Raw genomic sequence first — 12922 nt, forward strand, 5'->3', positions numbered from 1 at the left:
TGCGGCTCCTGCTCGATGAACATCGATGGGCTGAACACGCTCGCCTGCACCAAGGGCATGGATGAGATCGACGGCGCGATCAAAATCTATCCGCTGCCGCATATGGCGGTGGTCAAGGACCTGGTGCCGGATCTGACGATTTTCTACGAGCAGCACGCGGCGATCCAGCCCTGGCTGCGCGCCGAGGCCGATCCGGAGAAGGAGCGGCTGCAGTCGCCGGCGCAGCGCGCCAAGCTCGACGGGCTCTATGAGTGCATTCTGTGCGCCTGCTGCTCGACGGCCTGTCCGAGCTATTGGTGGAACGCCGACCGTTTTCTGGGCCCCGCGGCGCTGCTTCAGGCGTTCCGCTGGGTGCAGGATTCGCGCGACGAAGCGACGGAGGACCGCGTGTCCTACCTCGACGACGTCTTCCGGCTCTACCGCTGCCATACGATCATGAATTGCACCCAGGTCTGCCCCAAGAGCCTGTCGCCGGCGAAGGCGATCGCGGAATTGAAAAACATGGCGATCGCCCAGGACGAAGCCGAGGCCCGCTGAGCGCCGGGCCGCCTTGATCCCGCCGCGTCGCCGGTTTAGGACGAATTCAAACGTCCACGGAGATCTGCGCCATGTCGAACTGCGCTCGGCTTTCTTTCGGCCCGCTTTTGCTCGCCGCTGTCCTGATCGGAGCGGGCGGCGCGGCTCAAGCGGAGCAGCTTCAGTTCGACTCCAGCGCGCTTGACGCGTCAGGATCGGTCTCCGCGCAGCCGAAGGGCAAGAAAGCCAAGGCGCAGCAGTCCCAGCGCGGCGGCGGCCAACAGCAGCAGGGAAGCGGCAACCGCCAGTTCGGCGAGCTCGAAGGCTGGTCGCCCGGCAAGGCGCCGCCCGGCGGAAAGCAGAAGGAAGACGAGACGTCGTCGAGCCTGCCGAAGGGCGGTTTGCCCATCGGCGTGTCGCCCTCCGGCAATATGTCGGTCGGCCTTCCTTTCTAAGCCCTGGACGCCGGGTCGCCGGCTGGAGTTTGATCATGGCGTATAAGGTCGCGGTCGTCGGCGCTACGGGAAACGTGGGCCGCGAGATGCTCGATATTCTCGCCGAGCGCCGCTTCCCGGCGTCGGAGGTCGTCGCGCTGGCGTCGTCGCGTTCGGTCGGCGTCGAAGTCTCCTTCGGCGATCGGACCCTCAAGTGCAAGGCGCTCGACGCTTACGACTTTTCGGACGTCGACATCTGCTTGATGTCGGCGGGCGGCTCGGTCGCGAAGGAATGGGCGCCCAAGATCGGCGCGCAAGGCTGCGTCGTCATTGACAATTCCTCGGCCTGGCGCATGGACCCCGACGTGCCCCTCATCGTGCCGGAGGTCAACGCCGCCGCCGTCGCGGGCTTCGCCAAAAAGAACATCATCGCCAATCCGAACTGCTCGACGGCTCAGCTCGTCGTCGCGCTGAAGCCGCTGCATGACGCGGCGACGATCAAGCGCGTCGTCGTCTCGACCTATCAGTCGGTCTCCGGCGCGGGCAAGGAAGGCATGGACGAACTCTTTGCGCAGACGCGCGCGGTGTTCGTCTCCAATCCCGTAGAAGCGAAGAAGTTTCCCAAGCGCATCGCCTTCAATCTCATTCCGCACATCGACGTCTTCATGGAGGACGGCTTCACCAAGGAAGAGTGGAAGATGGTCGCGGAGACGAAGAAAATTCTCGACCCGAAGATCAAGCTCGTCGCCACCTGCGTGCGCGTGCCGGTCTTCATCGGCCATTCGGAGGCGGTGAACATCGAATTCGAAAAGCCGATCTCGGCGGATGAAGCGCGCGATATCCTGCGCGAAGCGCCGGGGCTGCTCGTCATCGACAAGCGCGAACCCGGCGGCTACATCACGCCGCATGAATCGGCGGGCGAAGACGCCACCTATGTGTCGCGCATCCGCGAGGATCCGACCGTCGACAACGGACTCGTTCTCTGGTGCGTCAGCGATAATTTGCGCAAGGGCGCGGCGCTCAACGCGGTGCAGATCGCCGAAACGCTGATGAACCGCAAGCTGCTGGCGCCAAAGAAAAAGGCGGCCTAGCGCGGCGGACGGAGCCAGCGCGCCGCGCGCGATCTCGACAGGAGAAGCCTGGGTTTGGGGCGGCGCGGCGGATCGCGTCCGGCGACGGCGGCCTATTTGGCGATCTTGAACAGCGCGGCGTCCGGCACTTTCGCCTGATCGATGTTGAAGATCGAAATCAGGGTCTCATACCCCTGAGGGTCCTTCACCTGCCACTGCTTCAGCTTGAAGGTCTTCGGATCGAAGATCAGCCGCACATGCGAGGTGCCGCCGAACGTCGCCTTGTCCTCGATGAAGATGGTGACGCCGGCGTCGTCAATCCGCACATCTTCGACGGTGACGTCCTTCTCGAGGTCGATCTTGTCCTTCATCAAGAATTTGAGCGGCGTCTGGGTGATGAAATAAAGGTCCTGAGTGCCGAGCTTGCGGTCGCGCACCGCGACCTGCGCGCCGTCGGCGACGACCTCCATCGTTGCGGGCTCCGCATATTCGAAGCGGACGCGGCCGGCGCGCTGCACGTGAAGCCGGCCTTCGGAGCGCTTGCCGTCGCCGCCGATCTGCACGAAATCGGCCGTCATCACCGGCGAGGCGTTGAAAAAGGCGTTGGCGCGTTTGACCGCCTCGGCGCGGCTGAGGGGCTTCTCAGGTTCCGGCGGGGGCGTCTGAGCGATCGTCGCGGCGGCGGAGGCGCCCGCAGGCGCCTGGGCGGCGGGCTTGGCGCCCTTCTTCGCGGCTGGCGCGGGGTCTGCAGGTTTCGCCTGTCCGGGCTTCGTCTCGCTGGACTTCTCGGCGGCGGACTTGAGCTCAGCCGATTTGGGCTTTGCTTCGCCCGCCTTGACCTCTGCTGAATTCGTCTCGGCGGATTTGCTCGGGACGCCCGCCGGAGCCTCTCCCTGCGACGGCCGAGCGGGGCGCGCAAGATGTGCGGCGGCGGCCGGGACGGCCAGCGAGAGCGCGGCGATCAGTGCGGCGGATTGGACATATTTCACGGCGACTTCCGATTCGGAAAAGCTATTCGCCGTCTTCCTAGCATAAGTTGGCGGAATTGGGGGCGAAGCCTCACTCCGCCGCCTCGATGTCGAATGCGCCCCGATCGATGCCGCCGCCCACCAGAATCTCACGTTTTCCAGCGTGGTTAGGCGCAGAGACGACGCCCTCCTGCTCCATGCGCTCGACGAGCGATGCGGCCTTGTTGTAGCCGACCGACAAGCGGCGCTGGACATAGCTCGTCGAACACTTCTTGTCGCGCAGCACGATGGCGACGGCGCGGTCGTAGAGGTCGCCGCCTTCCTCCGCATCCATCGAGCCGGGCGAGGGCGCCTCCGCATCCTCGCCGGCGTCGTCCTCAGACGTGATCGCGTCGAGATATTGCGGCGCCCCTTGCGTTTTCACATGGGCGACGATGTCCTCGACCTCGCGGTCGGAGACGAACGGCCCATGCACGCGCGAAATGCGGCCGCCGCCCGCCATGTAGAGCATGTCGCCCTGGCCGAGCAGCTGCTCGGCGCCTTGCTCTCCCAGGATCGTTCGGCTGTCGATCTTGGAGGTCACCTGGAAGGAGATGCGGGTCGGGAAATTCGCCTTGATCGTGCCGGTGATGACGTCGACGGAGGGGCGTTGCGTCGCCATGATCAGATGGATGCCGGCGGCGCGCGCCATCTGGGCGAGTCTCTGGATCGCGCCTTCGATGTCCTTGCCGGCGACGAGCATCAGATCGGCCATTTCGTCGACGATCACGACGATATACGGCAGCGTCGAGAGCGACATCTCCTCATGTTCGAAGATCGCTTCGCCGGTCTCGCGGTCGAAGCCGGTCTGCACGGTGCGGGTGATCGTCTCGCGCTTGGTCTGCGCGTCGGCGACGCGGGCGTTGTAGCCGTCGATATTGCGCACGCCGAGCTTCGACATCTTCTTGTAGCGGTCCTCCATCTCGCGCACCGCCCATTTCAGCGCGACGACCGCTTTCTTGGGGTCGGTGACGACGGGCGTCAGCAGATGGGGGATGTTGTCGTAGACGGAGAGCTCCAGCATCTTCGGGTCGACCATGATCAGCCGGCATTCCTCGGGCTTGAGCCGATAGAGCAGCGACAGGATCATGGTGTTGATGGCGACCGACTTGCCGGAGCCGGTGGTGCCGGCGACGAGAAGATGCGGCATCCGGGCGAGGTCGACGATCACCGGCTCGCCGCCGATGGTCTTGCCGAGCGCGATCGCCAGCTTGTGATTGGAGCGGGCGAAATCCTCGCAGGCGACGAGTTCGCGCAGATAGACCATCTCGCGGCGCTGGTTCGGCAGTTCGATGCCGATGGCGTTGCGGCCCGGCACCACGGCGACGCGGGCGGAGACGGCCGACATCGAGCGGGCGATGTCGTCGGCAAGGCCGATGACGCGCGAGCTCTTGATGCCGGGCGCCGGCTCCAGCTCGTAGAGCGTGACGACGGGTCCCGGCCGGACGTTGATGATGTCGCCTTTGACGGAAAAATCCTCGAGCACGCCTTCGAGCAGACGCGCGTTCTGTTCGAGCGTCTCCTGCGACATCTTCACGCCGCCGGCCTGTTTCTTCGGTTCGGCGAGCAGCCCGAGGGACGGCGCCTCGTAGCGCGCATTGAAGCTCGGCTGCGCGGCCCGGGCCGGCGCGCGCGTCCGGCGCGGCGCCGGTCGCGGGACCGGAGGCTCCTCGGGTTCGTCGAGATCGCGGGCGTGCGGCGGCGCGAAATCCGGATAGAGGTCTAGCTCCTCGAAGGTCGGCTCGACGCGCGGGTAGCGCGGCGGCGGCGGCCGGTCCGTCGTTCGCGCGCGCCGTTTAAGCTTTGACCCCGCCCGCAGCGCCCAGGCCTTGCACGCCAGGCCGAAATGGATCAGCGCGCCCAGCGAAACCAGGGCGACGCCGGGCTCCCCATCGGCGTCGTCGTCGTCTTCGGCGACGGCGCGGACGTGGCCCTCGTCCTGGGAGGAGCGGTTGCGCATGTCGGCTTCGGATTCGAAGCCGAGCCCTGCGGCGCCGGTCACGGCGAGAATCGCCACAAGCGCGGCGCCGACGCCGAAGAGCGCCATCATCACCGCCGAGCCGGCGAAGATCGTGCGCGGGACGGTGAGGATGGCGTCGCCGGCGACTCCGCCGAGTCCGGTGGGCAGCGGCCAGCGATCGGTCGCGGGCAAGAGCGAGGCGGTGGCGGCGGTGGCGAAGACGCCGACGATCCAGAGGCCGAAACGCAGCGCCGCGCGTCCGATCCGCCGGCGCCGCATGAGCCGCAGACCTTGCGTTGCGATCGGGACGATGGCGGCGATGGCGCCGAAGCCGACGAGTTGCATCAGCAGGTCGGAGACGATCGCGCCCGGCGCGCCGAGGAGATTGCGGACATGGCCCGACGTCGCATGATTGAGCGAGGGGTCGCGGGCCGACCAGCTGACGAGCGACAATGTCAGCGCTGCGGCGGTCGCGACCAGGAAGGCGCCGAGGAGCTCAGCCAGCCGCCGCGCAGCAAACTCGCGAAGCTGCTCGGTGAAATGGCCCGTTGCATGGCTGCGCATGTGAGGAGACGCCCCGCTTGATCGCATCGCCGCCGACGGCGCGCGGATGCGGGGCAGCGTAAAAAACCTCGGTTAAGGCGCGCTTAACCCTGGCCTTCCACTTTTTCGCCATCGGCGGCGATCGTCTGATTGAGCTCGGCGCCGTAGATGAAGATCGCCGCCAGCATCTGCAGGAAGACGATGGCGATGACGATCGAGGCGAGGCCGGCGTAGGTCGAAACATAGCTCCCGGCGAATCTTGCGAGATAGGCGCCGAATCCGACGCCGAGCGCGAGCGACGCGACCAGCGTCAGCGCGATGCCCGGACCGAGAAAGAACAGGCTGCGCCGCTCGGCGGGCAGGAATTTGTGGGCCGCAAAGAGCGCCGCCGCCAGCAGGGCGGTGGTGACGCCATAGCGCACGGGCTCGTAGAGAGGCTCCAGATCCTGGACGATGTGAGGAATGAAGCGTTCCGCAATCGCTCGCGCGAGCGGCGCCAGCACGAGCAGGATCGCGACGGCGAGCAGCGCCGCCGCGCCGAGAAAGACATAGAGGATGGATTCAAGACGCGTCAGCCACCAGGGGCGCTGGTCCTTAATGTCATAGGCGCGGTTGAGGGCGACGCGCAACGCCTCCACCCCGGTCGAAGCGAAATATATGGAGAAGACCGCGCCCAGCGTGAGCAGACCGCGGCGCGGCTGCGTCAGCACATTGTGGATCTCGCCCGCGATCGGCCCGGCGACGCTCGACGGCCAAGTGTCGAAAAGCAGTTTCCTCGCCGCTTCCGCTTCCTGCCCCAGGCCGAAAAAGCCGGCGAGGGCGGTCAGGAATATCAGGAACGGAAACAGCGAGGTCAGGATTGCAAGCGCAATATAGCTTGTGACCGCCCAGCCGTCGTCGCGGTCGAACTTGAGATAGGCGCCATAAAGAATTCGAACAAATTTTCGCATGGCGACCATGATAGCGTGCCGTCGCCGAATAGCGATGCCGAGAGAGAGAATCCGGTCATGAAGATCTGGCCTTCTATGCGTTTCGCCGCCGTCAGCGCAACCTTGATCGCGCTTTCACAGGGGTCGAGCCCAGCGCTGGCGAAGGATTGCAGCCTTCTCGACACGCAAACGGCGATGAATATTTGCGCGGGCGAAAACTTCAAGGCGGCCGACGGCGCGCTCAATGCCGTCTACGCTAAATTGCTCAACAAGATCAGCCCGAAAGCGCGGCCGAAACTGCAACAGGCGCAGCGATCCTGGATCGGATATCGCGACGCGCAATGCGCTTTCGACACTTTGGGAACGATCGACGGAAGCATCCACGGCATGATGCTGGCGCAATGCCTCACGGACCTGACCGAGCAGCAGACGAAGAGACTGCAGCATCAGCTGACCTGCCAGGAAGGGGATGTTTCCTGCGGGGGGCAGTAGAGAGCAGCGGTCGCGCCGCGTCAGTTGAGCTCAGTTTGCAAGAGGCTGACGATCCGACGGCCATGGCGTCCTTCTGCGCGCAGGTGCGGCGATCCTTGCGGCCCCGTCGGCGCGGCGCCGCTCCGCTCATCGGCCAACTGTCCGCTGCGCTATTCGCGCTGGAAATGCTCATAGACGAGCCGCGCCGTCGCCTTGTTGACGCCGGGCACTTTCTCGAGATCGGAGAGCGCGGCTTTCGATACGGCCTTCGCCGAACCGAACGCCAGGAGCAGCGCGCGTTTGCGCGCGGGGCCGACGCCGGCGATCTCATCGAGCGGATTCCTGGTGAATTCCTTTTTGCGTCGCGCGCGATGCGTGCCGATCGCGAAACGATGCGCTTCGTCGCGCAGACGCTGAACGAAATAGAGCGCCGGATCATGCGGTGGCAGGCGAAATGGCTCCCGTCCGTCGACGAAGAACGTCTCGCGTCCGGCGTTACGATCCGCGCCTTTGGCGATCGATGTGATCGCCACGCCTTCGACTCCAAGGGTGCGCAGGACGTCCCGCGCCACCTCGAACTGGCCGCGACCGCCATCGATCAGCACCAGATCGGGCTTCGTCGGAAAGGCGTCGCCGTCCTGATCCTTTTCGCCCTCTTTGGCCAGTCGCGCGAACCGGCGCGTCAACACCTCGCGCATCATGCCGAAGTCGTCGCCGGGCGTGATGTCGGCGCTTCGAATGTTGAACGTGCGGTAGTGCGCTTTCATGAATCCTGAGGGGCCTGCGACGATCATCGCGCCGATCGCCTGCGCGCCGCCAATGTGCGAATTGTCGTAGACTTCGATCCGGCGCGGCGCGGCGGCCAGACCGAAGGACAGGCCCAGCGCCGCGAGCAGGCGCTGCTGGCTTGCATCCTCGGCGAGTTTGCGGCCGAGCGCCTGCCGCGCATTCTGCAGCGCGTGCTCCACCAGTTCGCGTTTCTCGCCGCGCTGCGGCGCAAGCACTTCGACGCGGCGGCGGAGTCGCGCCGTGAGCGCCTCTTCAAGCAGCGCGCTGTCCTCGATCGGATGGGAGAGAAACACGCAGCGCGCCGAAGGATGCTCCTGATAGAATTGCGCGAGAAAAGCGTCGAGCACCTCCGACTCCGACAGCGTCGCGTCGGCGCGCGGAAAATAGGAGCGGTTGCCCCAGTTCTGATAGGCGCGAAAGAAGAACGCTTCGACGCAGAAGCGCCCGGCTTCCTTGGCGATGGCGAAGACGTCGGCTTCTTCGACGCTGCGCGGGTTGATCCCCTGCGCGCCCTGAACCGCCGAGAGCGCCGAGATGCGGTCGCGCAGCCGCGCCGCGCGCTCGAACTCCAGCCGCTCGGCGGCTTCGGTCATTTCGCGCGCCAGTTGCTCGCGCACGGCCCGGCTTTTGCCGGAGAGAAAATCCCGCGCCTCGCGCACGAGTTCGGCGTAATCCTCGGTCGAGATCTCGCCGGTGCATGGGCCGGCGCAGCGCTTGATCTGATAGAGCAGGCACGGGCGCGTGCGATTGTCGTAAAAGCTTTGCGAACAGGAGCGCAGGAGAAAGGCGCGCTCCAGAGCGTTGAGCGCGCGATTGACCGCCCAGACGCTGGCGAAGGGTCCGAAATAGTCGCCCTTGCGCACGCGCGCCCCCCGGTGCTTCAAAATCTGCGGCGCGTCGTGGTCTTTGGCGATCAAAATATAGGGGAAGGATTTGTCGTCGCGCATCAGCACGTTGAAGCGCGGCTTCAACTGCTTGATGAGATTCGCCTCCAGAAGCAGAGCGTCGGTTTCGGTCTCGACCGAAATGAACACCATCGCGGCGGTGGCGGAGATCATCCGCGCAATGCGGTTCACATGACCTGCGAGGCGGGTATAGCTCGCGACGCGCTTGCGCACGTTTTTCGCCTTGCCGACGTAAAGCACCTCGCCGTTTTCGGCGATCATGCGATAGACGCCAGGTCCGTTCGGCGCGTGACGCCAATGCCGCTTGATGACGTCGACGCCGCGTTTGACGCTTTCGGGCGTCTGCGGCGTCTCCGCGCTCTCGTCGCAAGGCTCCATATCCGCCTCGAGGGCGGCGTCGGCCGCTTCGAAGGCGTCGTCGTCTTCAGGCGGAAGATCGCGCGGATTGGCGGCGTTGGCGGTCATTCGCCTAGATCTATGCGCGGGCGAACCCGATGGAAAGTCGCGCCGACGCCTTTCGGCGCCCGCAAAGAATTGTGTAGAACCTTGACTCGATGGACGTAGCGTCGGCTCGCCGCCTTGCGCCGGCCTGACCGACTGGCCAAAGTCCCGCAACGCTTGGGCTGCGACGACATGGGGGCGGAATGCAGGCGGCGAGGATCACCGTTGGCGCGGTCCTGTTTCCGGCCCTGGCGCTCGGGTTGGCCGCCAGCTTCATGTTCGGCGAGCGCTGGATCTCCCAGCTTCCGGCGACCATCGACTTCATTCCGCCGACTCTTGCGGCGATTTTCCTGATCGGCGCGGTCTTCGCCGGATTACGGCACGCCGAGATCCTCGGCGCCAGGACCGGCGAACCCTATGGCACGCTCGTTCTCACCATCGCCGTGACAATCATCGAGGTCGCGATCATGGCCTCCATGGTCGAACATGGCGATGAGGACCCGACCGAAGCGCGAGAGGCGGTCTTCTCCGCGATCATGATCGTTTGCAACGGCCTTGTCGGCCTCTGCCTTATGATCGGCGGCTTCCGTCATCACGAGCAGGAACTGCAGCCGATGGCGACGAGCGCCTATCTCGCCATCCTGATCGCGCTCTCCGTCCTGACGCTGATCCTTCCCGATTACACGACGTCGAGCGACGGACCCACTCTGTCTTCAAGTCAGCTCATTTTCGTCAGCATCCTGTCGGTGCTGCTCTACGGCGCGTTTCTCTTCATTCAGACGGTCCGGCACCGATCCTATTTCATCGACGTACATTTGGCGGCGGTCGGTCATGGCGAAGCGACGCCGTCGCGCGCGATGACGATTTTCGCCGGCGTCGGCCTGACGGCCAGTCTGATCGGCGTCTCGCTTCTCGCCGAACGGGTCGTTCCTGGTCTTGAAGAGGGGCTCAGCTGGCTGGGCGTGGACGATGTGAACAGGGTGGCTGGCGCGGCCGTCGCGATGCTGGTTCTGCTCCCCGAGTCCTTGAACTCCATACGCGCGGCGATGCGCAACGCGCTTCAGACGAGTCTCAATGGCGCGCTCGGCTCGGTTGTCGCGACGATCGGGCTCACGGTTCCCGCCGTCGCGATCCTGAGCGTCGTGACGAAGCATGAAATCGTTTTCGGACTCGAGCCGCGCGACACCGTCCTGCTGCTGCTGACATTGCTGCTCAGCGTGGTGAGCTTCGGCGCCGGCCGAACCAATCTGCTGACCGGCCTCGTGCATCTTGTCGTTTTCGCGACATATATTTTTCTGTTGTTCGTGCCATAGCTCTTGTTCGCGCCGTAGCTCTCACGCAAAGTGCGCGCATGAACGACGACAGTCTGATCTTGTATTACGCGCCGCGCACGCGCGCCTCGGGCGTGCTGACTCTGCTCGAAGAACTCGACGTTCCCTACGAGCTGCGCGCGTTGAACTTTCATCTCGGCGAACAACGCACGCCGGAATACCTCGCCGTCAATCCGCTCGGCAAAGTGCCGGGGATCGTGCACAACGGCGCGCTCGTGACCGAGCTCGGCGCGATTTTCATCTATCTCGCCGACGCCTTTCCGCAGAAGGGCCTCGCGCCGCCGATCGGCGACGCCTTGCGCGGACCTTATCTGCGCTGGCTCGTGATCTATGGGTCGGCGTTCGAGCCCGCGGTCGTCGATCGTTCGATGGATCGCGCGCCGGCGCCGGCGCGCACAAGCCCCTATGGCGATTTCGACGGCGTCATGGCGCTGATCAACGCGCAATTGACGCAGGGCCCCTATCTCTTCGGCGAGCGCTTCACCGCCGCCGACATTCTTTGGGGAACGGCGCTGCGTTGGACGGTCGGCTTCGGACTCGTGCCGGACAACGTGCAGATCTCCGCCTATGTCGAGCGCGTCACGACGCGGCCGTGCTTTGCGCGCGTCGCGCAGACGGACGCAGAGCTGCTGAAGATTCACGAAGCGGCGGCGAAGGCGACAGGCGGCTGAGCAGATCCGTGACTCGTCGTCTGGCGCGATCGACGCATGCGCCGAGGGCGGGCGACGACATTGCGCCTCACCAGTCGATGGGCGCCTGGCCGCGGGCGATCAGATAGTCGTTCGCCTTCGAGAAATGCTTGCAGCCGAAGAAGCCATTGTTGGCCGACAGCGGCGACGGATGCGCGCATTCGAGCACGAGATGTTTGCGCCGGTCGATTCCCGCGCCCTTGCGCCGCGCATAGGCGCCCCAGAGCATGAAGACCACGCCGTCGCGTTCGCGCGAGAGCGCGTGGATGGCGGCGTCGGTGAATTGCTCCCAGCCCTTGTTCTGATGCGAGCCGGCGGCGTTCTCGCGGACGGTGAGCGTGGCGTTCAACAGCAGCACGCCCTGCCGCGCCCAACGCGTCAGATCGGGATCGCGCACGACCGGACGCCCGAGATCGGTTTCGATTTCCTTGAAGATGTTCTGGAGCGACGGGGGCGGCGGCGTATTGGAACCGACTGCGAAACAGAGCCCGCAGGCCTGGCCGGCGCCGTGATAGGGGTCTTGCCCGAGAATCACGACTTTGACCTCATCGAACGGACATTCGTCGAAAGCGCGAAAAATCTGTGACGCCGGCGGATAGACCTGACGCGCGGCGTATTCGCCGCGGACGAACGCGCGCAACGCGTCGAAATAGGGCTGCTCGAATTCGCGCGCGAGATGTTTGCGCCAGCTTTCCTCGATACGGACGGGTTTGGTCATCCGCCAAGCTTAGCGGAAAGCGATGGCGGCGCGCTAATCCCCGGTCGCGGTTTCCACTACCGCGTCGGCGCCTGTCGACTGTCCTCCACGGCGATGATCGACAGCGCCTTGATCGCCCGATCGATCTTGGCCAGCACGCCGAGGCCGCCGAAACTCGCGATCAAGGTCGTCATGATCTCGCTCGTCGGAGACGTCGCGCTGGCGGCGCCGGTCGCTTCCAGGATGGAAAGCAGCGCATAGGCGCCGATCGCAAGCGTCGTCTTGCTCCCGGCCAACGCCTCGCCGCCCAGGATCTTGTCGATCGGCGACAGGAGTTTCGGAACTTGCCCGTTGGCGTCGGGCCGCGCCCGGGGTCTCGCCAGAAGGGCGTCGACAAGGCGTGCGAGGACGTCGTCATTCTGCGGCGCGGGAACCGGAGTCACGTGAGACACTCCCTTTGGATCATCGAAGGCGGGAACCGAGATCTGGGACATGGGGACGAGAGCGGAGCCGGGGCGGCCGATCGTGATCGAACCGTCGAGCTCCGCGAGCCGTTTGACGATGGGCAGGACGCCGCATTGCTTGTCGATGGCGTACGGATCGAACTGATGATCGCCGACGAATTTTCCTGAAACATATTCGGTCGAGCCCGCGAGGAGATAAGGCGAGGGCCGCCCTCGATTGCGATAGCCCCATCCGTTGTATTTCTCCGCCTCGAAGCACAGGCGTTCGATGGTCCACGAATTCACCGCGCGCATGTCGTGATTGCCGACCGTCAGCGCGTCGATCGCGCTTTGCTCCCAGGTGAAGGGCGGATGGCCGTTCGCCGGCCGTCCTCTGGGAACCCTCTTCGTCCGGTCGGCGAGAGGAGAGCCCTCGTGGAGATGGCGCGTGAAATCCGCGCCTGACTCCCGTTGGTGAAGCGCGGCGATCAACGGCCATGGCGCGCCGGTCAATTCGGCGACGCGCTGATAGCGCGGCTTGTCGGCGAGCAGTTTCGCGGCGATCCGGTCGATTTCTGCGCGGCGTTCGGGGTGGATTTGCAAGCGGCGCCAAAGCTGCCCATAGGTGGCTTGCAGATCGGCAAATCGATAATTGGACATAGGCGTTTCCGTGCGACGAGAGCGCGCGCAAGGCGCG

12 protein-coding genes are annotated in these 12922 nt (G+C 65.1%); 6 read left to right on the top strand and 6 right to left on the bottom strand.

All coding sequences use genetic code 11. The annotated features are described in order from the left end of the window. The 3 genes from AB7F41_RS11075 to AB7F41_RS11085 form a co-directional block, all read left to right on the top strand. A partial coding sequence (locus AB7F41_RS11075) for a succinate dehydrogenase iron-sulfur subunit (RefSeq protein WP_428406578.1) occupies window positions 1–537 on the top strand: 537 nt, incomplete at its 5' end. A gap of 71 nt (window positions 538–608) precedes the next feature. Further along, complete coding sequence (locus AB7F41_RS11080; protein ID WP_428380539.1) at window positions 609–971, top strand: hypothetical protein; 363 nt, start codon at window positions 609–611, stop codon at window positions 969–971. Between the two features lie 35 nt (window positions 972–1006). Then, the gene (locus AB7F41_RS11085; protein WP_428380537.1) at window positions 1007–2041 is read left to right on the top strand and encodes an aspartate-semialdehyde dehydrogenase; all 1035 of its coding nucleotides are present in this window, start codon (window positions 1007–1009) and stop codon (window positions 2039–2041) included. A gap of 92 nt (window positions 2042–2133) precedes the next feature. Here the strand turns inward: AB7F41_RS11085 and AB7F41_RS11090 are convergent, their stop codons facing one another. From AB7F41_RS11090 to AB7F41_RS11100, 3 genes are all read right to left on the bottom strand, one after another. Further along, window positions 2134–3009 carry an outer-membrane lipoprotein carrier protein LolA gene (locus AB7F41_RS11090; RefSeq protein ID WP_428380535.1) on the bottom strand — a complete coding sequence of 292 codons (876 nt, stop codon included), beginning with the start codon at window positions 3007–3009 and terminating at the stop codon, window positions 2134–2136. Between the two features lie 70 nt (window positions 3010–3079). Continuing rightward, window positions 3080–5551 carry a DNA translocase FtsK gene (locus AB7F41_RS11095; protein ID WP_428380533.1) on the bottom strand — a complete coding sequence of 824 codons (2472 nt, stop codon included), beginning with the start codon at window positions 5549–5551 and terminating at the stop codon, window positions 3080–3082. Window positions 5552–5634: 83 nt separating this feature from the next. Continuing rightward, a complete protein-coding gene (locus AB7F41_RS11100; RefSeq protein ID WP_428380531.1) occupies window positions 5635–6489 on the bottom strand; it encodes a YihY/virulence factor BrkB family protein in 855 nt (284 codons plus the stop codon). Between the two features lie 48 nt (window positions 6490–6537). Here AB7F41_RS11100 and AB7F41_RS11105 point away from each other — a divergent pair, with 48 nt between their 5' ends. Continuing rightward, window positions 6538–6951, top strand: a complete 414-nt coding sequence (locus tag AB7F41_RS11105) for a lysozyme inhibitor LprI family protein (protein ID WP_428380530.1) — start codon at window positions 6538–6540, stop codon at window positions 6949–6951. Between the two features lie 149 nt (window positions 6952–7100). Here AB7F41_RS11105 and uvrC read toward each other — a convergent pair whose 3' ends face one another. Further along, on the bottom strand, window positions 7101–9089 hold the full coding sequence (uvrC, locus tag AB7F41_RS11110) for an excinuclease ABC subunit UvrC (RefSeq protein WP_428380528.1): 1989 nt from the start codon (window positions 9087–9089) through the stop codon (window positions 7101–7103). A gap of 179 nt (window positions 9090–9268) precedes the next feature. On the opposite strand from uvrC, the gene AB7F41_RS11115 reads away from it, so the two are divergent. Then, window positions 9269–10378, top strand: coding sequence for a calcium:proton antiporter (locus AB7F41_RS11115; protein WP_428380527.1), 1110 nt, complete (start codon window positions 9269–9271; stop codon window positions 10376–10378). Between the two features lie 38 nt (window positions 10379–10416). After that, on the top strand, window positions 10417–11067 hold the full coding sequence (locus AB7F41_RS11120; protein ID WP_428380526.1) for a glutathione S-transferase family protein: 651 nt from the start codon (window positions 10417–10419) through the stop codon (window positions 11065–11067). A 67-nt stretch (window positions 11068–11134) separates the two neighbouring features. Here the strand turns inward: AB7F41_RS11120 and ung are convergent, their stop codons facing one another. Then, complete coding sequence (gene ung, locus AB7F41_RS11125; RefSeq protein ID WP_428380525.1) at window positions 11135–11803, bottom strand: uracil-DNA glycosylase; 669 nt, start codon at window positions 11801–11803, stop codon at window positions 11135–11137. Window positions 11804–11859: 56 nt separating this feature from the next. After that, window positions 11860–12885 (bottom strand): hypothetical protein, encoded by a 1026-nt coding sequence (locus tag AB7F41_RS11130; protein WP_428380523.1) that lies wholly within the window; start codon window positions 12883–12885, stop codon window positions 11860–11862. Window positions 12886–12922 lie beyond the last annotated feature (37 nt).

It is taken from the genome of Methylocystis sp. (genome assembly GCF_050251305.1).
Classification (GTDB): Bacteria; Pseudomonadota; Alphaproteobacteria; order Rhizobiales; family Beijerinckiaceae; genus Methylocystis.